The sequence below is a fragment of the Tenacibaculum sp. 190524A02b genome, from assembly GCF_964036645.1.
Classification (GTDB): Bacteria; Bacteroidota; Bacteroidia; order Flavobacteriales; family Flavobacteriaceae; genus Polaribacter; species Polaribacter vairaonense.
The window spans coordinates 3,304,293-3,325,734 of sequence record NZ_OZ038525.1 but is presented as its reverse complement, the minus strand read 5'-3'; the positions used below and the strand labels follow the sequence as shown (position 1 = coordinate 3,325,734).

Annotated in this window: 19 protein-coding genes; 13 read left to right on the top strand and 6 right to left on the bottom strand. The window is 31.3% G+C overall.

Features of this window, described 5'->3' with window-relative positions; genetic code table 11:
• Window positions 1–52: 52 nt before the first annotated feature.
• The 3 genes from ABNT65_RS13595 (at window position 53) to ABNT65_RS13585 (ending at window position 4,774) form a co-directional block, all read left to right on the top strand.
• Entirely contained in the window at window positions 53–844 is a 792-nt protein-coding gene (locus ABNT65_RS13595; RefSeq protein ID WP_348739702.1) for a lysophospholipid acyltransferase family protein, read from the top strand.
• The gene (gene trhA, locus ABNT65_RS13590; protein ID WP_348746063.1) at window positions 816–1,457 is read left to right on the top strand and encodes a PAQR family membrane homeostasis protein TrhA; all 642 of its coding nucleotides are present in this window, start codon (window positions 816–818) and stop codon (window positions 1,455–1,457) included. Before ABNT65_RS13595 ends, trhA begins: the two co-directional genes overlap by 29 nt.
• 155 nt (window positions 1,458–1,612) lie before the next feature.
• Window positions 1,613–4,774: a M43 family zinc metalloprotease gene (locus ABNT65_RS13585; RefSeq protein WP_348746062.1), complete on the top strand. Its 3,162-nt coding sequence runs from the start codon at window positions 1,613–1,615 to the stop codon at window positions 4,772–4,774.
• A 52-nt stretch (window positions 4,775–4,826) separates the two neighbouring features.
• On the opposite strand, the gene ABNT65_RS13580 is transcribed toward ABNT65_RS13585, so the two are convergent.
• On the bottom strand, window positions 4,827–5,297 hold the full coding sequence (locus tag ABNT65_RS13580; protein WP_348703391.1) for a CYTH domain-containing protein: 471 nt from the start codon (window positions 5,295–5,297) through the stop codon (window positions 4,827–4,829).
• A 71-nt stretch (window positions 5,298–5,368) separates the two neighbouring features.
• Between ABNT65_RS13580 and ABNT65_RS13575 the strand changes: the two genes are divergently transcribed.
• From ABNT65_RS13575 to ABNT65_RS13560, 4 genes are read left to right on the top strand one after another with little or no spacing between them, the layout of a single operon-like run.
• Complete coding sequence (locus ABNT65_RS13575; protein ID WP_348746061.1) at window positions 5,369–7,699, top strand: two-component regulator propeller domain-containing protein; 2,331 nt, start codon at window positions 5,369–5,371, stop codon at window positions 7,697–7,699.
• Complete coding sequence (recO, locus tag ABNT65_RS13570) at window positions 7,699–8,421, top strand: DNA repair protein RecO (protein ID WP_348703394.1); 723 nt, start codon at window positions 7,699–7,701, stop codon at window positions 8,419–8,421. Before ABNT65_RS13575 ends, recO begins: the two co-directional genes overlap by 1 nt.
• A 47-nt stretch (window positions 8,422–8,468) precedes the next feature.
• Complete coding sequence (locus ABNT65_RS13565; RefSeq protein ID WP_348746060.1) at window positions 8,469–10,886, top strand: TonB-dependent receptor domain-containing protein; 2,418 nt, start codon at window positions 8,469–8,471, stop codon at window positions 10,884–10,886.
• Between the two features lie 8 nt (window positions 10,887–10,894).
• On the top strand, window positions 10,895–11,167 hold the full coding sequence (locus tag ABNT65_RS13560) for a DUF3817 domain-containing protein (RefSeq protein WP_348703396.1): 273 nt from the start codon (window positions 10,895–10,897) through the stop codon (window positions 11,165–11,167).
• Between the two features lie 15 nt (window positions 11,168–11,182).
• Here ABNT65_RS13560 and ABNT65_RS13555 read toward each other — a convergent pair whose 3' ends face one another.
• The 5 genes from ABNT65_RS13555 to ABNT65_RS13535 form a co-directional block, all read right to left on the bottom strand.
• On the bottom strand, window positions 11,183–11,425 hold the full coding sequence (locus tag ABNT65_RS13555) for a MoaD/ThiS family protein (RefSeq protein ID WP_348703398.1): 243 nt from the start codon (window positions 11,423–11,425) through the stop codon (window positions 11,183–11,185).
• 271 nt (window positions 11,426–11,696) lie between these two features.
• A complete protein-coding gene (locus ABNT65_RS13550; protein ID WP_348746059.1) occupies window positions 11,697–12,599 on the bottom strand; it encodes a hypothetical protein in 903 nt (300 codons plus the stop codon).
• An 80-nt stretch (window positions 12,600–12,679) separates the two neighbouring features.
• Window positions 12,680–13,804 (bottom strand): AraC family transcriptional regulator, encoded by a 1,125-nt coding sequence (locus ABNT65_RS13545; protein ID WP_348746058.1) that lies wholly within the window; start codon window positions 13,802–13,804, stop codon window positions 12,680–12,682.
• A gap of 391 nt (window positions 13,805–14,195) precedes the next feature.
• Window positions 14,196–16,094, bottom strand: coding sequence for an amidophosphoribosyltransferase (locus ABNT65_RS13540; protein WP_348703403.1), 1,899 nt, complete (start codon window positions 16,092–16,094; stop codon window positions 14,196–14,198).
• 72 nt (window positions 16,095–16,166) lie between these two features.
• Window positions 16,167–17,093 (bottom strand): PfkB family carbohydrate kinase, encoded by a 927-nt coding sequence (locus ABNT65_RS13535; protein WP_348703404.1) that lies wholly within the window; start codon window positions 17,091–17,093, stop codon window positions 16,167–16,169.
• A 185-nt stretch (window positions 17,094–17,278) separates the two neighbouring features.
• Between ABNT65_RS13535 and ABNT65_RS13530 the strand changes: the two genes are divergently transcribed.
• From ABNT65_RS13530 to ABNT65_RS13505, 6 genes are all read left to right on the top strand, one after another.
• A complete protein-coding gene (locus ABNT65_RS13530) occupies window positions 17,279–17,704 on the top strand; it encodes a SufE family protein (protein WP_348703405.1) in 426 nt (141 codons plus the stop codon).
• A 10-nt stretch (window positions 17,705–17,714) separates the two neighbouring features.
• Window positions 17,715–18,035, top strand: coding sequence for a DUF59 domain-containing protein (locus ABNT65_RS13525; RefSeq protein WP_348703406.1), 321 nt, complete (start codon window positions 17,715–17,717; stop codon window positions 18,033–18,035).
• A 3-nt stretch (window positions 18,036–18,038) separates the two neighbouring features.
• Complete coding sequence (locus tag ABNT65_RS13520) at window positions 18,039–18,545, top strand: DUF2480 family protein (protein WP_348703407.1); 507 nt, start codon at window positions 18,039–18,041, stop codon at window positions 18,543–18,545.
• Between the two features lie 35 nt (window positions 18,546–18,580).
• Window positions 18,581–19,429 (top strand): DUF3078 domain-containing protein, encoded by an 849-nt coding sequence (locus ABNT65_RS13515; RefSeq protein WP_348703408.1) that lies wholly within the window; start codon window positions 18,581–18,583, stop codon window positions 19,427–19,429.
• Between the two features lie 83 nt (window positions 19,430–19,512).
• Window positions 19,513–20,364, top strand: coding sequence for a DUF3078 domain-containing protein (locus ABNT65_RS13510; protein WP_348703410.1), 852 nt, complete (start codon window positions 19,513–19,515; stop codon window positions 20,362–20,364).
• A 151-nt stretch (window positions 20,365–20,515) separates the two neighbouring features.
• On the top strand, window positions 20,516–21,442 hold the full coding sequence (locus ABNT65_RS13505; protein WP_348746057.1) for a hypothetical protein: 927 nt from the start codon (window positions 20,516–20,518) through the stop codon (window positions 21,440–21,442).

Here is a 21,442-nt window from a genome sequence, read left to right as displayed (position 1 = left end):
AAAAGTAAGGTTTAAATTTTTCAAACAAAAGAAATTACTACTTTAGCAAAATATGAAGTATCTTAAAGTACCATTTTTATTGGTTTGGAGAGTATGGTTTTACGTTTTAATGTTCAGCTCAATAATTATCATGCTCCCTTTTTTACTAATATTAACTTCTTCTGAAAAATATTACCCTACTTTTTGGAAAATGATGCGAGCTTGGTCGTTTTTGTTAGTTTATGGAATGGGGTTTCGGTTGAAAATTGAAAGAGAAGAAACTATTGAAAGTGACAAAAGCTATATGTTTATTGCAAATCATGCTTCTTTATTAGATCCTTGGGTAATGATTATAATGAGTAAAAACCCAATCGTTTTTGTTGGTAAGAAAGAACTGGTAAAAATACCTGTATTTGGTTTTTTCTATAAAAAAGTAGTAATAATGGTTGATAGAGGTTCGGAGAGAAGTAGAAAAAGAGTGTATGAAATGGCAAAAAAGAGATTGCAAAATGGTACTAGTGTAGGTATTTTCCCAGAAGGATTGGTACCCACTGAAAATGTTGCATTAGCACCTTTTAAAAGTGGGGCGTTTAACTTGGCAATAGAATATCAAATCCCACTGGTTCCTCAAATTTATTATGATTGCAAACGTTTTTTTTCTTGGGATTTTTTTAAAGGCGGGCCAGGTGTTTTTAGAGTAAAACAATGTAAATTTATAGAAACCGATGGGCTTGTTTTGGAAGATAAAGATCAATTGAAAGAGGAAGCTTATTCAGTTATTTATGACGAATTAACTAAAGATTTGTTGTATATGGAAGATACAAATAGACCTAATAATGACCGAGAATTTAAATCACCGCTATAGTGAAAAAGAAGAAAAGTTAAATGTTATAACACATGGTATTGGCCTTTTCTTAAGTTGCATAGCTTTTCCTTTTTTACTTTATAAAGCTTTTCAGTTTGACTCATTTTTTAAGAGTATTAGTTTTATTCTTTTTGGTTTAGGGTTAATTGTTTTGTACGCGGCTTCTACCTTTTATCATGCAGCAAAAGAGCCTATACTAAGAAGAAAGTTAAATATTTTTGATCATGCAGCCATATATGTATTAATCGCCGGAAGTTATTCTCCTTTTTGTTTGGTTGTCTTACCTAAAAGTATTGGTGTTCCCATGTTTATTTTTGTTTGGGTATTTGCTTTTACAGGTGTTGTCTTAAAATTATTTTTTACAGGAAAGTATGATAAGTTGTCTACATTTTTATATGTGTTAATGGGGTGGCAAGTTGTTTTTTTTATAAAACCATTGGCAAATAACTTAGTTAGTGAAGGTTTGTGGTTTTTAATTTTAGGAGGTGTTTTTTACACAATTGGGGCTATTTTTTATTCTATTAAAAAGATAAAATATAACCATGCTATTTTTCATGTATTTGTTTTATTGGGTAGCTTTAGTCACTTTATAACTATCTTCTTTTTTGTTTGATTTTTTAATTATAATGTTAATTAATTGAATAAAACTTAAACCAAAAGTTAATAAAATGCTAATGGTTAATTTTTTATTTATTTTAGTTAGTATTGTATTGATTTAATTTGTTTTATAGATGTAAGTTTGATTAAACTATTTAAAATCAACTAATTATGAAACAAAAAACTATTCTATTACCCTTCTTACTTATGATGGTTTTGTTAGCTATAGATGTATCGGCGCAAGATTGTAAGGTTACAAGTGAAAATCAAAAGGTGTTTTTAAAATACCCAGAATCGAAAAAGGAATTTGACAATTTTAACGAGTACTCAAGAAGAGTTACTCGAGAGAAAAAAACTTCAATTTTTAATAGAGCAGGAGAAACGTATACAATTCCAGTTGTGATACATGTATATGGTGATGTTCAACATGGACAGACTGTGACTTATGATAAAATTAAAGTAGCATTAGATAAGCTAAATGAAGATTTTAATGGACTTAATGATGATTTCAATACAGTGGATCCAGTGTTTTCAGGAAGACGTGGTACTTTGAGCATTCGATTTGCTTTAGCAAAGATTGACCCGAATGGAGGAGGTACCAATGGAGTGGTATTTCATCCAGAAAAAGGAGGCTATGGAAATGGATCAGGGTATGATGCGCAAATAGCTGCAGATGCTTGGGATAACTATAAATATATGAATGTATATATTATGGGAGATCTTTATGCAGACGGAAAAGCAACTAACTCAGGAGTTGCTTGGTACCCAAATACGGCAATGTCTAATAATAATACTGCTAGGGTTGTTTATAACGGGCGTTATATCCATGGTAATACTAATAAAGAATTTGCATCTGTATTTACGCATGAATTTGGGCACTGGTTAAATTTAATACACACTTTTGAAGGTGGTTGTAATGATCCTAATGGAGATTACGTAGATGATACACCAAAAGAAGATACAAATTCGGGTGATGATGGGTGTGTTGTTGGTGCAAGTGATTGTGGCAATCTAATTAATTATGAGAACTACATGGGATACGATGCAGCTGCTGGTTGTGGAAAAATGTTTACACAAGGGCAGATAAGTAGAATGTTAACGGCTTTACAGCATCCTGCACGTAGACCATTATGGCAGCCTGCTAATTTAACAGCAACAGGAGTTAACTTAACAGGTGCGTCTTTAGTTGTAGATAATTCAACAGTAGAAGAGGCAGTAATTAATAATGGTACAATTGCTAATGAAGCTAAAAATGTTACACTACAAGGAGGTACCTTCGCTGTTGGATCTGGAAACTTATCTGCCGGAACTCATTTTGATGCCAATCTTCCTCAGGGAATATCAGCACAAATTACGGTAGTGAACAATCAAAAATTAAGTGTAAAATTTACAGGGCAAGCATCAAATCATGCGAAAGCGAATAATGCTACAGGTACTATTACATTTAGAAATGCAGCTATATCTGGAGGAACAGCAGCTTTAAATTCAAATAAGATAGCTTTCGAGTTTAGTTTTTATGATCCGTATAAAGTAGTATATGTTGATAATGATGATTATACTGCAAACTCAGGAAAAACATGGACTTTTTTTAGAATAAATGGAGCTGAAAATGATAGAGGTTTTGGAACATTCTTTGAAAATAACGCGCTTAAATTAGAAACCTATCAAAAAGCATTGGTTTGTCAATCTGGAACTAGAAACCCAATTCCGCTAGCACTAAATACTGAGATCAACCAACAAAGTTCTTGGGTTGCAGGTGGTGCTTATCCTGATTTACATGTAATTCGAGATGCAAATTATACAGCATGGGATGGGAAAACAGCTTATATAGGATTTCAATTTCAATTATACCCAGGCAAAGTAAACTATGGATGGTTTAGAGTGCGGGTAAATAGTAATGGAAGTTCTTATACATTGCTGGATTATGCGTATAGTACAGAACCTAGTGGTAAAATTAGAGCAGGAAGTAAAGTTTGGGATGGTGGTGATACTGGAGGACCAACTTGTAATGACGGAATTCAAAATGGAGATGAAACAGGAGTAGATTGTGGCGGTTCTTGTGAACCATGTGATACAACAGTTACCTATTGTGATTCTAATGGTAGAAGTATTAATGATGAGTTTATCAGTAGAGTTCAGTTAAATACCATAAATAATAGTTCGTCTGGTTCAAATGGAGGATATGCTGATTATACAGCTACGGTATCTACTAGTTTATCTAAAGGAAGTAACTATTCAATAACCATAACACCTAGCTGGAGAAGTACTGTGTATTCTGAAGGATATAGTGTATGGATTGATTATAATAAAGATGGTGATTTTACAGATGCAGGTGAACAAGTATGGAGTAAGGCGGCCTCAAAAGATACTTCAGTTACAGGGCAGTTTACAGTGCCTAATTCAGCAACCTCTGGAAATACTAGAATGAGAGTATCAATGAAATATAATGGAGTAGCAACTTCGTGTGAATCGTTTGGATACGGTGAAGTTGAAGATTATAAAATTGTTATAGATGGTGGTGGAAGTACACCAACGTGTAACGATGGGATTCAAAATGGAGATGAAACAGGAGTAGATTGTGGCGGTTCTTGTGCACCTTGTAATACAAATGATGATATAGTGTATGTAAACATGGATGATGTAACGGTTACCTCTAGTGATACTTGGAAGTTTTTTAGAATTGAAACAGGTGATGATACAGGGTATGGTGCCTGGTATACGGGAAATTCTGTGAGATTAGTTACCTATAATAAAAATATTGTTTGTGAAGGAACAAGTAGTAATGCATCTTATTTAGGTGAAGGTGTCTCAGTGGGAAGTTCAAGTAATTTTGTAGCAAATTCAAATAGTTATATTGTAAGTGATTCTGGCTATACTTCTTGGAATGGAAAAACAGGGTTTATAGGTTTTACATTTAAGATTAATGGAAATACTCATTACGGTTGGTTCCGCATATCAGTAGCTAGTAATGGGTTATCCTATACAATAACAGATTATGCGTATAATAAAAATGCTAATGGAGCCATAACAACTGTGACAAGAAATGGTGCTGTTGGTCCCAATTATAATAAGTTAAGTACTAGTGGAGCTATTTCAGCAATACCTAACCCATTTACAAAACATACTAAAATAGATATTTCTAGTTTATCAAAAGATGGGGCTATTAGATTAGAGGTATATGATTTATTAGGTAGGCATATTTATAAGGAAAACATTCAGTCACCATCAAGCTTTATTTTAATTGATGATGCAATGTTGAAAAATGAAGGAATGTATTTGTTAAAAATACAGTCTGGAAAACAAGTGAAGACTCTTAGTATACTTAAACAGTAAGAAAAGAGTTTTGTAGGGTTTAAAAGCTGCTTGATATTTTCAAGCAGCTTTTTTACCATTTATTAAAAGGTAATTTACTTAAATTAGAATTGTAATATTTAGGAATTCCCGTAACTTCTATTCCTAGCCAATTAGGTTTAGTAAAAGTTTCATTTTCATTTGTTAATTCAACTTCAGCTATGAGTAATCCATCATTATTTCCCAAAAACTCATCAACTTCAAAAGTATGAGCATTACTTTTAACTAGATATCGGTATTTCTCTATAATGTTTTCCTCACAAAGAAGAAGTAATTCCGCTGCTTCTTGCTTACTAATTTCTTTTTCCCACTCAAATCTTGAAGTTCCAGTATTATTAGAAGGCCCTTTAATAGTTAAAAAACCAATATCATCCTTTATTCTAACTCTAACCACTCGGTTTTTGTTGGAATTTAAAAAGCCCTGTTTTATATAGTTTTTCTGAAAAGCATCAGCTTTAAAGTTTAAAGAACTAACTAAAAACTTGCGTTCAATCTCTATGGCCATAAAAACAAAAAATCAAATTTGTACGAATGTACCGTTTTTTATCGTTAATAATAAATATCTTTGAACTTGATATGAAGAAAATAGTAGTACTTTTCTTAGTGTTTTTGAGTGGAAAACTCGTTTCGCAGACAGATTATAGTGACCGTTGGGAAGATTTGTATTCTTATACAAATGTAAAAGATTTTGTGAAAATTGATGATGTAATTTATGCAGTAACAGATAATGCTGTTTTTGTATATAATATACAAACAAATGAAACAACAAAAATATCATCAATACAAGGTTTGTCAGGTGAAACTACATCTGCAATTCACTATAATGTTAAAAATAAACGATTAGTAATTGGTTATGAAGATGGATTGATTGAGGTAATTGATGAAAAAGGAAAAATAACTACCTCTCCAGAAATAACCAATTTTAATCAAGCTGGTGAAAAAAGAATTAACCACATATTTGAATATAATAATAAATTATACCTAGCAACTTCATTTTCAATTGTTGTATATGATATTGATAATTTAGAGTTTGGTGACACTTATTTTATAGGGCTGGGTTCAACGGATGAATTGATTAATCAAATTACCGTTTTTAATGATACTATTTATGCTGCAACTAAAAGCGGAATTTATACAGCAGCTATAAACAATCCGAATTTAATTGACTTTAAAAATTGGACACTTCAATTTACAGGTGATTATACAAATGTTACAGTATTTAATGATCAAGTTTTTGCTTCCAAAGAAAATGAATTATTTAGAATTCAAGGAAGTGTTAGTAATAGTGTGCAAACTTTCACAGAAAACATAGAAGGATTAAAAGGAGGTAATACTAGTTTGTCGGTTGCTTTAAAATCAAAGGCTATAATTTTTAACTCAAGTTTGAGTCAAGTTGCTGAAGTAAATAGAACAAGCGATTTTTCATTTAATTTAAATGAAGTTTTAGAAGATAATAACCAAGTTTATTTAGCTACAGCTAAATTTGGGATATTAAAAACAGAATTAGGAGCTTTGTCTACTTTTCAAGAAGTTCACCCAGATGGGCCAATGCTAAATGATATATTTTCTGTTGAGACTCATAATAATAATGTTTGGGTAGTGTATGGAGGGCATACAGGAACTTATGCTCCTTTAAATAGAAGAATTGGGTATTCTCGTTATACGGGCGAAAAATGGATTAACACACCTTTTAACTCAAATCAACCACCAGATTTAACATCAATAACTATAGATAAAACTAAAGAAAACACAGCTTTTATTAGCGCGTTTGGGGCTGCTTCTGGGGCAGATATGAACACACCTTTAACTGGAGGTTTGTTAGAAGTTGAGGATGATAAAATAAAAACTTTCTATAATCATTTAAATAGCCCTTTGGAAGATATAGAAAAAGATTTACCCAATTTTGTAACGATTAGAATTGGAGGAACAGCTTTTGATAACCAAGGAAATTTGTGGGTTTCTAATATAAGAGGAACCAAAAAAATAAAGAAGCTATCGCCATCAGGAGGATGGACAGAGTTTGATATTGAATCTTTAGTTATTAATAATAAGGCTTTAGGAATGAGTGATGTGGTTGTTGATAATTCAAATACGGTTTGGATAGCTACAAGGAGTAATGGGGTTTATGCGTTTAATGAAAGAGGAGATAGAAAAAAATCATTAACAACAGAGGCAACAAGAGGAAGTCTACCTCATATAAAAGTAAATACTTTAGCTGTTGATAAAAATAATAGAATTTGGATAGGTACACTTACAGGTTTAGTTACATTTAATAATGGAGCTGGAATTTTTGATAATAATGTAAATGATGCAAATCCTATTGTTATTTTAGATGAAGGTATACCTAAAAGACTTTTGGGGGATCAATCAATTAACTCTATAGTGGTTGATGGAGCAGATAACAAATGGTTTGGAACGGAAACAGGAGGTGTACTTTATACTAATCCAAGTGGGCAAAAAACTTTAGCGCAGTTTAATAAGGATAACTCTCCTTTACCAACAAACAAAATAAAGAAAATAAGCGTAGACCAAGAAACGGGTAAAGTGTACTTTGCAACAAGTAAGGGTATGGTTGCATACAACAGTAAAGTTGCACCATTTGGAGAAACATTGGAAGAAGTGTATGCTTATCCGAATCCTGTTCTTAAAAAACACGATATCGTAACTATTGATGGGAGAAATGGGACTCATTTACCTAAAGGCACTAATGTGAAAATTTTAGATACTTCAGGTAATTTAGTTTATGAAACAAATGTAGTTGAAGGTCAGCAATTAGGAGGAGGGAAAGTAGAATGGAATAAAAGAAATTTAGCAGGTACAAAAGTAGCTTCAGGAATTTACATTGTCTTACTTTCAAATGAGGACAACACAGAAACAGCTTCAACCAAAATAGCGATTGTTAATTAATGGCTATTATAACTACAAAAGCCATTGTTTTTAATACAATTAAGTACGGAGATACTAGCTTAATAGTTAAATGCTTTACTTTTGAAGATGGTGTAAAGTCTTACATGATAAAAGGAGTTTTAAAATCTAAAAAAGGAAAATTAAAAACAGCTTATTTTCAACCTTTAACACAGTTGCAAATTGTAGCAAATCATACTAATAAACAAGGGTTAAATTCTATAAGAGAAGCTTCAATTATCCATCCTTATAACACATTACATACCTCTATAATAAAACAAACGATTGTGCTTTTTCTTTCAGAAATATTGTCTAGTATTATACAAGAAGAAGAAAAAAATGAAGCATTATATACGTATATTGAAACAGCACTTGTTTGGCTAGACACACATACTGATGTGTCAAACTTTCATTTATTGTTTTTGTTAAATTTATCTAAGTTTTTAGGGTTTTATCCAGATGTTTCTGACCAAGATAAGGAAGCCTTTAGTTTGTTAGAAGGAAGCTTTACTGATACGATTCATGATAAGTTAATAATTCATAGTAATGAATTAATTTCATTTAAAAAGCTGTTAGGCATAAATTTTGATGCAATAAACACAATTTTATTTAACAAGAAAGAAAGGCAAATGATACTTCAAGTTATAATTCAATATTTTGAACTACATTTGGAGGGGTTTAAAAAACCAAAATCATTAGATATTTTAGAAACGGTGTTTAGTTAGTTATGAAGCAGATAATAGCCATACTTTTTTTTATTACAATTACTCCAATGTTTTCCCAAACATTAACAGTTATTGATGCTGAAACTGGTAAGCCTATTGACGCTGTTGCTGTTTTCAACCCAAATAAGTCAAAATCGTCTATAACCAATGAAAATGGAGAAGTAAATATAACATCGTTTAAAGAAGAAGAATTGCTTATTTTTTCTCATGTAGCTTATGCAGAATATCAGTTAAAAAAATCTATAGCTAAACTTAATAACTATCAGGTTTACCTATCTAAACAATCAGAACAGTTAAATGAGGTTGTGCTTTCTGCTTTTAAAAATAATGAAAAAGCAAACCGAATTGCAGAACAAATAGCAGTAATTACAGCTAAAGATATTGAAAAAGTTTCGCCACAAACATCAGCGGATTTATTGGCTAATATTCCTGGTATAAAAGTACAGAAATCTCAATTTGGAGGAGGTAGCCCAGTTTTAAGAGGAATGGAAAGTAATCGTGTGTTATTGGTTGTTGATGGAGTGCGAATGAATAATGCAATTTATAGAAAAGGACACTTGCAAAACTCAATAACAGTAGCACCAAATTTACTTGATAGAACTGAAGTGATTTTTGGGCCATCTTCTGTAATGTATGGTTCTGATGCCTTAGGAGGGGTGATTCATTATTTTACGAAAACACCAAAGATTTCAGAAAAAAATGAGGTTTTAACGTCGCTGTATTCAAGGTATAGCTCGGTAAATAACGAAACAACAAACACTTTGTCCACAGAATTAAGGTTTAAAAAATGGGCGTCTTTTACAAGTGTTTCATACAGTAATTTTGGTGATTTAACTATGGGAGAAAATAGATCCCATGGGTTTCAAAATTGGGGTAAGGTTCCTTTTTATTCGGATAATTTAAACGGAAATTATAGCGAAAATCCATTAGCTAATACTAATGTGAACCTCCAAAAAAACACAGGATTTAGCCAAACAGATGTTTTACAAAAATTCTATATACCTTTATCTAAAAAAACAGACTTTAAACTTAATTTACAATATTCAACCTCTTCGGATGTTCCACGGTTTGATAAACTAATGGAGTTGAAATCTGGAAACCTGAAATTTGCTGAATGGTACTACGGTCCTCAAAAACGTTTGTTGATTTCTCCACAACTAGAAATCAACCCTAAGAAATCATGGATTGAGAAAGGAGTATTTACGGTAGCTTATCAAAATATAGAAGAAAGTAGAATACAACGTAAGTTTGGAAGCTTTGATAGATCATACAGGGAGGAAACTGTTCACATATATAGTATTAACGGAGATTTTTCGGTACCATTAGCAAAAAAAAGGAATTTAGGTTATGGTTTTGAAGTAGCTTATAATGATGTTGGGTCATATTCATATGGGAAAACACTAGATGTAGTAAATGATGAGGTAGTTGGTTTTAATGGGAATTTTGGAGTGCAATCAAGATATGCAGATGGAGGAAGTAGTTACTTAAGCTCTGCTTTATATGTAGATTATAGGCAAGATATAAACAGTAGATCTACTTTGAATACAGGTGTTCGTTTAACAAACACTAATTTAACTGCTAAATGGAATGACGAGCAGTTTATTCAACTTCCTGATAATGATATTAGTCTAAATAATACAGCCTTAACAGCAACAATTGGCTATGTGTTTAAACCCAATAAAACTTGGCAGTTAAACGCGGTTTTATCTTCAGGTTTCCGTTCGCCCAATATTGATGATGTAGGTAAAGTAAGGGAAAAAAGTGGTAAGGTAACGGTGCCAAACGTAGATTTAAAACCAGAACATGCTTATAATGCTGAAGTTGGAATACAGAAATATTTTAATAACAGAAGATTTAGAATAGGGGCAAATGTGTTTTATACATTATTAGATAATTACATTTACAGAGAAGCGTTTGAGTTAGGAGGAAGTGGAAAAATATTATTTGATGGAGAAGAAGGAGCTATTGTGGCTAATGTAAATAAAGGAAATGCTTATGTTACAGGAGCTACTGTCAGTTATCAAGGTAAATTACATGAAAATTGGAATACTTCAGGGTTTATAACATATACGAAAGGAGAGAGTTATGATTTAAAAGAACCTATGTCCTCTATTCCGCCTTTATTTGGAAACTTTGAAGTAAATTATACAAATAAAAAGTTTGAAGGTGGTGCAAATTTGATTTTCAATGCGAAAAAAGATATCAAGGATTACAATATAAATGAAGGAATAGACAACCATCAACAAACACCAGTAATAAATGAAAACGCTGATAAAGATGTGGATAAGTATTATGGCACACCTAGTTGGATGGTAGTAGGGCTTTATGGAAGATATAAAGTAAAACAGAATATATTTGTACAAGCAAGTGTAAATAACCTATTTGATGAACATTATAAAGAATTTGCTTCTGGTATCTCAGCACCAGGAAGAAATTTCTCTATAGCAGTCAACGTAAATTTATAAAACCAAACATGATAAACGTATTTAAAATCGTTAGTTTTTTAGAAGGAATCTCTTATATCTTATTATTATTTATTGCCGTGCCTATTAAATACCTACAAGGCAATCCAGAATATGTAAAACTTCTAGGTATGCCGCATGGGCTTCTTTTTGTGGCTTATATAATTATAGCTATTATGCTTAAATATGAGTTGAATTGGAATGGAAAAACTTTTGGTATAGTTTGTTTGCTTTCTATACTACCTTTTGGAACTTTCTTTGTAGGTAAATATTTAAAAAAATAATTGTTTTTTGTAAAATTATCCGCCACTTACAGGTGGGATAATAGCTACAACATCATTTTCTTGTAGCACAGTGCTGTCTTGTGCATAAGACTCATTTACAGCAATAGCAAAAGAACTAACATTTTTCATTTTTGGAAATGTTTCTATTAAATGTATTTTAAAATCTTTAACTATAATCCTTTCTGGAACGTTTATGCTGGTAGAAGATGTATTAAGGATGTCTCTAACAATACCAAAAGCTAATAATTGAATGTTCACTAATTTGTTTTTTAAGCTTGAAAATAAGCTATTCCTATAAACAAAGTTACAAAAGCTATTTTACCAGAACAATAGTGTCTTGAAAGTTTACAGAAGTCATTTCTTGGTGTATGACGATTCTGTATTTGATGCAAGAGGTATTTCACAATGCAGGAAGCTTTTGTAAGCTTACATTTTTAAGTTTCCTAGTGCATAGTGATTCTGTAGGTTAAGAACTTGAAATAAAGTCACACTTATTTTGTATGACTTTATTTAATGTAACGTTTAGCTGTTATTTAGGGAGATAAATTTTTCTTAAAGCAGTGTTTCCAAATTCAGAAACATAGAGAATTTTGTTCTTTTTATCCGCGGTAATTCCATTTGGGTTGCTAAAAGCAGCTTCAGAAAAATCACCATCAATCGTTTTAAGTTCGCCAGTACCTACTAATTCTGAAAAGCTTCCGTCAGGTATAGAAACTTTAAAAATTTTATTCACACCAATTCCAGTAGCAAATACTGTATTTTTAATAACAGTTATATAGCCAATTCCAAACCCTTGAACGACAATATTTGGGATGTTAGTAACTAATGATACTTCCCCATTAGGGGAAATGGATAAAATATCGGCTGTAGCAAAATTCCCTACAATTATATTTCCAGAAATATCAAAATCAATCCCAACACAACCCGCTAATCTAGGATCAGAAGCAAATAGGCTAACTGTCCCATCAGGAGAGATTTTATGTACTGTTGGAGCTGAAAAGTTTGAAACATAGATGTTATTGTTTTTATCAATAGTTAACCCAGAAGGAAAGCCATCAATAGTAGCTAGAATAGTTCGTTTTCCTTTTTTAGAAATTTTTAAAACATTACCATTACTGAGGTTATTAGCATCATTTACATAAATATTTCCTTTAGCATCTATGGCATTCCCTAAAGGACCGCTTAAGTTTGTTACTGCTTCAGAAACAACGCCGTTTTTTGTAACTTTAAAAATTCGAGTACCAGAGCCGCCTGTTTCTCCAAAAACACCAAATTCAGAAACAAATATGTTTCCATGTTTATCTAATGAAACAGCATCATTCCCTAATAAATCAGATGTGATAGTTTCTACCTTTGGCACTCTTGGAAATTCGTTGTCTGTGCAAGCAGATAGTCCAATAATAATAAGTAATAATGAAATAGTTTTTTTCATAATGGTTAGATTTATAGTTCAAAGCCAAAACTATTTCTTAAAACAGTGGTAATCGACATTCTGTATACAGATGGACTATTTTAAGGAGAGTGTGCTATGCTTTTTATAAAACCAGAAGGTGTTTGTTGTGTGATTTCTTTAAATACCTTATTAAATGTTGATTTTGAACTGAAACCAACATCTAGTGAAAGTGCTAAGATTGTATGTTTCTTATATTCTCCATTATGGATTTTTTCAATAAAAGCTTGCACTCTATAAGAGTTTACATAGTCATAAAAACTAGATTTATGAACATTATTAAGTAGCCATGAAGTGTTATTAGTAGTTGTGTTTAATTTTTTAGCTAATTGAGTTAATGAAAGTTGATGATCTAAATAAATTTTTTCTTGAATCATTAAAAACTCTAAATCATTTTTTAAACGTTCTAGTTCTATTTTATCTATTCGTTCTTTTTTCTCTGTAATTTTTTCTAGAGGTTGCACTCTAAATATTTCAGGTTGCTTTAAACTAAAAAAACTCACAATGTAAATAAATAAAGAAATACTAACCCAAACAGAGTTGTAGTTTATGTAATTTGAAACTAATGATAGTTGTAAGTTTCTGTTTAAAAAACTGCAAAGCCAAAGCGTTACAAAAATTGAAATACCCAACAGTAAGCAATGTAAAAAAACACTGATAGCTTGATGGTAAGACAAATTATTTTTTTCTGCTTTTCTAAATCTAGAAAGTAAGATGAGTGATTTTAAGATGTAAAAAATTACGGATAAAATACCCAAAAGTTCTATAATAAAATAAACACCATTTAAAACACCTAATCGAAGTAATTTGTTGTAAGATGAATTGTTATAACTGAGTGTGTAAAGAAAAAAAAGAAAGTGAAATAAAGGAAGGGTATAATGATAGAATGGTAATTGAAACCTTTTTGAGTCCTGCACTATTAGTCGTCTGACATAGGTGTATAATAAGGGGCCAAAAAAGAAAATGATAATATCTACAAATTCGGTGAACCTATAAAATTGTATGTTAGTAGCGTATTTAAAATAACAAAACCTTCCTAGAAGCATTATTGAAATAATAAGAAGGAGTAAAGACAATGTGTTGTTGGCTACTTTATTGTTTTTATGTATGAATTGTAGTGTACTAGCTAAGAAAATCCCTTGACTAATGCCTAAGAATAAAATAAGTTCTAAAAATCCAATATTCATGAGTAGGTTAGTTTTATAGTAAAACTACTAGAATTCTAATAAATTAATGTCCGTTTGTATATAAACAGACCTATTTGTACGATGTTTTTTGATTTCAGAATAAATGCGAATATTATTCCCTGTGCTTTAGTTTAATGCTAAGTTTACTAATAAGAAAAATCAATTATACAACAACAATGGTTTTCTCTTTTATGTTTTGGGAATACAGTAACTGTGTCAGTAACATTATCTTTACTAAGAATCAAATCTGATTCAGCAAAGTTGGGTTACATAGCATAAGATTTCATAGGATACTCAGATATTATATCAATTTTTGAAGATATAGAAGATGCTATTTTAGAAAATAGCAATTAAATAAAAAAATCCCGATTGGTTAAATCGGGATTTGTATTTAGTAAGCTCTTTTGTTGTTTCCTTCATAAAAGTTAATGAATGCTTGGTTTACCACTCGGTGTCCTCCATCAGTAGGGTAATCACCAGTAAAGTACCAATCTCCTAAGTTTTCAGGACAAGCTTTATGAAGCTTGCTTACTGGTTGGTAAATCACTTCTACTTGCGCTTTAATTTCTGGAGTTTTAAGCATTTCTGCAATTTTACCAGAAATCTGCTCGTCAGTAAAAGGCGCATAAATTTCTTTTACGTAGTTTACAATGTCTTTATCGCTATTCTTCTGCTGTGCAATGCATTTTTGGTATACGTCATATACAATATGATACTGATTAGTTTCTTTTAAAAGCTCTAAAGCAGCTTTAAAAGCAATAAAGTCACCAATTCTAGCCATGTCAATACCATAACAATCAGGATATCTAATTTGAGGAGCAGAAGAAACAATAACTATCTTTTTAGGTTGTAAACGATCTAAAATTTTAATAATACTCTTTTTTAGAGTAGTACCTCTTACAATACTATCGTCAATAATAACTAAGTTATCTGTAGGTTTAACAACACCGTACGTAATGTCATATACATGCGCTACTAAATCATCTCTACTACTATCATCCGTAATAAAAGTTCTAAGTTTAGCATCTTTAATAGCTATTTTTTCAAAACGAGGTCTTTGTGATAAAATTTCAATAACTCTTTCTTTAGAAAGTTTACCGCCACCAGCCAAAATAGCTTCTGTTTTTTGTTGATTTAATACATCTTCCGCAGCTTCCATCATTCCAAAAAACGAAGTTTCGGCAGTATTTGGAATGTAAGTAAAAACCGTATTTTCTAAATCATTATTAATAGACTTTAAAACTTCTGGAAAAACATATTTACCTAAATTTTTACGCTCTTCATAAATACTAGCATCACTTCCTCTTGAGAAGTAAATACGTTCAAAAGAACACGCTTTTTTAGGTCTTTGATCCAAAATTGGATCCATAGAAATTTTTCCATTCTTTTTAATGATTAAGGCATGTCCTCTTTCAATTTCCTTTATCTCATCAATTTTTACATTGAATACTGTTTGTATTACTGGACGTTCAGAAGCAACAACTACCACTTCATCATCTTTATAATAAAATGCAGGTCTAATAGCAGCAGGATCTCTTAATACAAAAGCATCTCCATGACCAAGTAAACCAGCCATGGCATAACCGCCATCCCAATTTCTAGAAGAACGTTTTAAAATTCGCTGAATATTTAAATTTTCTTCAATAAAGGGTGAAGCATCTTTTTTATTTAAGCCTTCTTTTTTAGCATCTAAGTATGTGTCAGCTACTTGATCTTCTAAAAAATGACCAATTTTTTCCATTACAGTTACTGTATCGGTAGATTCTTTTGGGTGTTGCCCTAAATCAATTAACTCTTTCATTAATTCTTTAGAGTTAGTCATATTAAAGTTACCAGCTACAATTAAACTTTGATGGCGCCAGTTACTTTGACGTAAAAAAGGATGGACGTTTTCTATACTATTACCTCCAAAAGTTCCATAACGTACATGTCCTAAGAATAAATTACCAATGTAAGGCATGTTTTCTTCTTGCCATTGTACATCATTAATCTTATCAGGATTCTTTTCAAAAACACCATTAATTCTTTCATTAATTTGTCCGAAAATATCTTGAATTGGTTGTGATTTATTAGAACGAATTCTACTAATGTATCTCGTTCCTGGCTCCACATTAAATTTAATACTAGCTATACCAGCACCATCTTGACCACGATTATGCTGCTTTTCCATAAGCAAGTACATTTTGTTAACACCATAAAATGCAGTACCATATTTTTCTTTATAGTATTCCAATGGCTTTAGTAATCTAACCATCGCAATTCCACATTCATGTTTTAAAGCGTCACTCATTTTTCAAAGTATTTAGTTGTGTTTGTGTGTGTTGTATGAAAAAAAAGTCCGCAGATTTCCTGCGGACTTTGTTTATGATAACTCTATGTCAAAGTGTGTTAGTTCTTTAAAAGCCTGTAAGCGCTCTCGTACTTCATCCTTGCTTAGCTCTTCCATGCGTTGTGTTCCAAACTTTTCTACACAGAACGAAGCTAAATTAGAACCATAAATAATGGCATTTTTCATGTTTTCAAATGAAACATCTTCGGTTTTAGCTAAATATCCGCAAAAACCACCTGCAAACGTATCTCCGGCTCCAGTTGGGTCAAAAACTTCCGCTAAAGGCAATGCTGGTGCAAAGAACATTTTACCTTCGTTAAAAAGTAAAGCACCGTGTTCTCCTTTTTTAATAACTACATATTTAGGACCCATTTCATGGATTTTCTTAGCAGCGTTTACTAAAGAATACTCTCCACTTAATTGACGGGCTTCTTCATCGTTAATAGTAATTACATCAATGCGTTTTAAAACTTCATGTAAATCATTTAAAGCAATATCCATCCAAAAGTTCATGGTGTCTAAAACCACTAATTTCGGACGCTCATTCATTTGGTCTAAAACAGAAGCTTGTGTTAAAGGGTGTAAATTCCCTAACATTACTATTTTTGAATCTTTAAACTTTTCCGGAACAACTGGCTGGAAATGTTCTAAAACATTTAATTCAGTCACTAAAGTATCTCTTGAGTTCATATCGTTATGATACCTACCACTCCAGAAAAATGTTTTACCATCTTTAATAATTTCTATTCCATCAGTGTTAATTCCTTTGTTTTCCATCATATCCAAATATGATTGAGGAAAGTCACCACCAACTACAGAAACAACTCCAGTTTCTACTCCAAACTGAGCAGCTGCTAAACCAACAAATGTTCCTGAACCTCCTAAAATTTTATCCGTTTTACCAAAAGGCGTTTCAATAGCATCAAAAGCTACAGTACCAACAGCTAATAATTTACTCATAAATTTTAATTAAACTTTCCATATAGGGAAAGTATTATATTAAGTTTGATTTAATAAATACCAAACAAAATTAATAATTACGTTTACTTTATACTTAACGGGTATTATAAATACCTTATTTTGTCGTAATTTTGCACCTTTAATATAAAAAGTGTCGTTTGACAGTGCAAAAATAGTTTTAAAAAATGACTATCAAAGAAATACAAGAAGAAATTATTGATGAGTTCTCTATGTTTGATGACTGGATGGAACGTTATGAATATATTATAGAATTAGGGAAATCATTACCTTTAATTGATGACACATATAAATTGGATGAAAATTTAATAAAAGGATGTCAGTCTAAGGTATGGTTACATTCTAATCTGGATGGAGAAAAGATTAAATTTACTGCTGATAGTGATGCTATTTTAACTAAAGGAATAGTAGCTTTATTACTTAGAGTATACTCAAACCAAACTCCACAAGCTGTTTTAGATGCCGATACTAGTTTTATAGATGAAATTGGTTTAAAGGAACATTTAAGCCCAACAAGAGCAAACGGATTAGTATCTATGGTAAAGCAAATAAAAATGTATGCAATTGCTCAACAAAGTAAATTAGCAAATTAAATAGTAGATTATGACTGAAGAAAACTTAGAAGAATTAGGAGATAAAATAGTACGCGTTTTAAAAACCATCTTTGATCCAGAAATTCCTGTAGATATTTATGAGTTAGGATTGATCTATGATGTATTTGTTTCTGAAGATAATGATGCTAAAATTTTGATGACCTTAACTTCACCTAACTGTCCAGTTGCGGAAACACTGCCAGTGGAAGTAGAAGAAAAGGTGAAAACATTGAAAGAAATTAATAATTGTGAAGTAGAAATTACTTTTGACCCTACTTGGACACAAGATATGATGAGTGAAGAAGCAAAGCTTGAATTAGGACTTTTGTAAGGAATGGCTGACGAAATTATAAATAGAGTTGCAAATAGCAAATTAGTAACCATTGATTTGGAAGACTTTTACCCTAAAGGAAATCGATTGGTTTTTGATATAAAAGAGTGGTTGTTTGAAGGGTTAATTCTTAGAGAAAAAGATTTTAGAGAGGAAGTGAAAAATCATGACTGGTCTCAGTATCAAGATAGTTATATTGCATTAACATGTAGTACAGATGCTATTATTCCATCTTGGGCATATTTACTAATTACAGCTGAAATGTCCATTTATGCTAAGAAAGTAATAGTAGGTGATTTAGAATTATTAGAAACAGTAATTTATCAAGAAATAATAGCAGACTTAAATGTAGAAGAATTTAAAGATAAACCTGTTATTATAAAAGGTTGTGCTAATAAGCCTATTCCGCCTTCAGCATATACATTGTTAATTCAAAAGGTGAAAAATACAGCTAAAAGTTTAATGTTTGGAGAAGCATGCTCAACTGTGCCTTTATATAAAAGAAGATAAATTATTAATTACCTAATTGCTAATAATGATTTAGAATGAAAAAAGTGATTCTAACCAAACTGCTTATATTCTATTCAGTAACTACCACTTTATCACAAACAAGTACAGATAGTATTCCAAAAAGCTGGAATGATAATGGGAAGTTTACCTTTCTATTTAATCAATCCTCATTTTCCAATTGGGTTGCAGGAGGAAGTAATACCATAGCTGGAAATATTATGCTTTCCTATAATTTTAACTATAAAAAGAACAATTGGAATTGGGATAACGAAATCAATTCTAGTTACGGTCTAAGTTATATAGATGGTCAAGGAGTAAGGAAAACAGATGATAGGTTTGAATACAATTCTTTATTAGGGCTTAAAGCAGAGAGATATTGGTACTTCTCATTTATAAGTAATTTTAAGACTCAGTATACAAGAGGATATAACTATAAAAAAGAGCCTAAAGAACCTATTTCAGATTTTTTGGCACCTGCATATTGGGCTTTTGGTCCAGGTATGCTTTGGAAAAAATCTGAGAATGCAAAAATAAATATTGCTTTAGCTACTGCCAGATTTACTTTTGTCTCAGATGAGTTTTCTGGAAAATATGGAGTGAGAGAAGGAGATAACTCAAGTTTTGGATTGGGTTTTAATTTATCTGCCTATTTTAAATTCCAGTTAATACAAGACCTTACAATGGAAAATATTTTGGCGGTATATTCCGATTATTTAGATAACCCTCAAAATATAGATATTGATTACCAAATGAGGTATTTAGTTAAGGTAAATAAATACCTTTCTATGAATTTAGGTTTTCATCTTATAGTAGATGATAATGCTTCTAGTAAGATACAATTCAAACAAGTTTTTGGGTTAGGATTAAATTATATTTTTTCTTAAAAAGTGACTTTTATAGAATAACTTTGTCTTAAACCAAAGTAAAGGTGTACTTTTGCGCCCCGAAAAATTAAAAATCATACAAAATGAAAAAATTATTAGCTATTGCAATTTTATTTGGAGCATTGTCTGCTAATGCTCAAGAAAAGAAAGAAGAACCAAAAGAAGGATGGAAAAAGAGTGGTAACATTTCGTTCTTATTCAACCAATCTGCATTCAACAATTGGTTAGCTGGTGGAACTAACAACATTTCTGGAACATTAGGTGTAAATTATGACTTTAATTACGCTAAAGGTGATTGGACTTGGGATAATAAAATTATTGCTTCTTACGGTTTAACAAAATTAAAAGGACAAGGAACTCAAAAAACAGATGATCGTTTTGAGTTAAACTCTTTGGCTGGTAAAAAAGCTTCTGAATACTGGTATTACTCAGCATTTTTTAACTTTAAAACGCAAATGTCATCTACCCATGATGCTAATGGAGTACATCAGTCGCACTTTTTCTCTCCTGCATATTTCCAATTTGGTCCAGGTATGTTATGGAAAAAATCAGATAACTTAAAGGTGAATATTGCACCAGCTACTTCTAAATTAGTTGTGGTAAATAAAGATTTTACAGCTAACTTGCCAGCTGGAGCTAGTTATTTTGGTGTTGAGCCTGGAGAAACTACTCGTTATGAGTTGGGAGCTTCTATTAGTGGTTATTATAAGTTTAATATAATGGAAAATGTTTCAGTAGAAAACATTTTAAACTTATACAGTAATTATTTAGAAGAGCCACAGAATGTAGATATTGATTACACAGTAAATGTGGTAATGAAAATTAACAAATATTTATCTGCTAACTTAGCGTTACAAGCTATTTATGATGATAATGCGTATAAAGGTTTTCAAACAAGAGAAGTGTTTGGTTTAGGAGTTAACTATAATTTTTAAGTTAAAAAAAACATAAAAAATTGAAATACCGTCTTTAAGACGGTATTTTTTTTTAATATTGCAAATTGTTATTTAAGTTCTTTGAGGAGGTAGGAAAATTTTTGGCATGCAATTTGAATTTATCATAGTATAATGTTAACCACATATGCTTATGAAACGTTTAAAAATACTATTACTGCTTGTACTAACAGGAACTACATTAACATCGTGTGTAGTTACTAATAATGAATATGTAGACGATGCTATTTCTTTAAATGAATTAGTTTCAAGTTACGATTTATGGTACATAGATTACCACAGAACAGAAGGGAATTCAGATGTTCCTTTTGTGTCTAAAGCTTTTACAGTTTCCTTTTTAAATGGGAGGATGTATGCCAATAATAATATTGTTGATGTAGGAAAAACAGGAAACGGATTAGGAATTTATATTGGAGCCTATGATACGTTTAATAATGTTTTAGAAACTAGACATAGCTTAGATGGAAGATATGATTTTGATGTTGTACAGCTATCAAGTAACGAAATACGAATTGATCACATATCAAGAAACGTTAGTTATTATCTTATAGGTTATAACAAAGGTAACTTTGACTATGATAAATTGTTTTATGATAATATAGAGTATTTTTTACAAGAATATGTAGCATGGGAGCGTACCAAAACAGATGGCGGAGCGCCTAATGTATTTGATAAGGAACATTATTTACAATTTACACCTGAAAATGATGTAACGTTTTACTCATCTCACGATCCATTTGGCATGAATATTGATCATATTAGTTGGGACTTCATAGGAAGTTATGAAGTAGCTAATGTTTTAGGGTATGATGACCTGAAAATTTTAACACTTAATTATGAAGGTGGAGATACTGAAAAGTTTGAATTAAGCGTTATAAATGATGAAACGATAGCGTTGTTTCATATACGTTCAGAAACAACTTATACGTTTTCAGGAAGGGGCTTTACACAATATTTAAAAAGAGAAAATACAAAAAAATCACAAACCCTTGTAAGGAATAATAGTAGGAAACGTACTAAAATACAAAGAAGAACCTTACAAAGAAGGGTTTTAAAATAA

Coding starts and splice junctions, on each gene's coding strand:
- ABNT65_RS13595 (WP_348739702.1), top strand. CDS start 53: ATGAAGTATCTTAAAGTACCATTTTTATTGGTTTGGAGAGTATGGTTT.
- trhA (WP_348746063.1), top strand. CDS start 816: ATGACCGAGAATTTAAATCACCGCTATAGTGAAAAAGAAGAAAAGTTA.
- ABNT65_RS13585 (WP_348746062.1), top strand. CDS start 1,613: ATGAAACAAAAAACTATTCTATTACCCTTCTTACTTATGATGGTTTTG.
- ABNT65_RS13580 (WP_348703391.1), bottom strand. CDS start 5,297: ATGGCCATAGAGATTGAACGCAAGTTTTTAGTTAGTTCTTTAAACTTT.
- ABNT65_RS13575 (WP_348746061.1), top strand. CDS start 5,369: ATGAAGAAAATAGTAGTACTTTTCTTAGTGTTTTTGAGTGGAAAACTC.
- recO (WP_348703394.1), top strand. CDS start 7,699: ATGGCTATTATAACTACAAAAGCCATTGTTTTTAATACAATTAAGTAC.
- ABNT65_RS13565 (WP_348746060.1), top strand. CDS start 8,469: ATGTTTTCCCAAACATTAACAGTTATTGATGCTGAAACTGGTAAGCCT.
- ABNT65_RS13560 (WP_348703396.1), top strand. CDS start 10,895: ATGATAAACGTATTTAAAATCGTTAGTTTTTTAGAAGGAATCTCTTAT.
- ABNT65_RS13550 (WP_348746059.1), bottom strand. CDS start 12,599: ATGAAAAAAACTATTTCATTATTACTTATTATTATTGGACTATCTGCT.
- ABNT65_RS13545 (WP_348746058.1), bottom strand. CDS start 13,804: ATGAATATTGGATTTTTAGAACTTATTTTATTCTTAGGCATTAGTCAA.
- ABNT65_RS13540 (WP_348703403.1), bottom strand. CDS start 16,094: ATGAGTGACGCTTTAAAACATGAATGTGGAATTGCGATGGTTAGATTA.
- ABNT65_RS13535 (WP_348703404.1), bottom strand. CDS start 17,093: ATGAGTAAATTATTAGCTGTTGGTACTGTAGCTTTTGATGCTATTGAA.
- ABNT65_RS13530 (WP_348703405.1), top strand. CDS start 17,279: ATGACTATCAAAGAAATACAAGAAGAAATTATTGATGAGTTCTCTATG.
- ABNT65_RS13525 (WP_348703406.1), top strand. CDS start 17,715: ATGACTGAAGAAAACTTAGAAGAATTAGGAGATAAAATAGTACGCGTT.
- ABNT65_RS13520 (WP_348703407.1), top strand. CDS start 18,039: ATGGCTGACGAAATTATAAATAGAGTTGCAAATAGCAAATTAGTAACC.
- ABNT65_RS13515 (WP_348703408.1), top strand. CDS start 18,581: ATGAAAAAAGTGATTCTAACCAAACTGCTTATATTCTATTCAGTAACT.
- ABNT65_RS13510 (WP_348703410.1), top strand. CDS start 19,513: ATGAAAAAATTATTAGCTATTGCAATTTTATTTGGAGCATTGTCTGCT.
- ABNT65_RS13505 (WP_348746057.1), top strand. CDS start 20,516: ATGAAACGTTTAAAAATACTATTACTGCTTGTACTAACAGGAACTACA.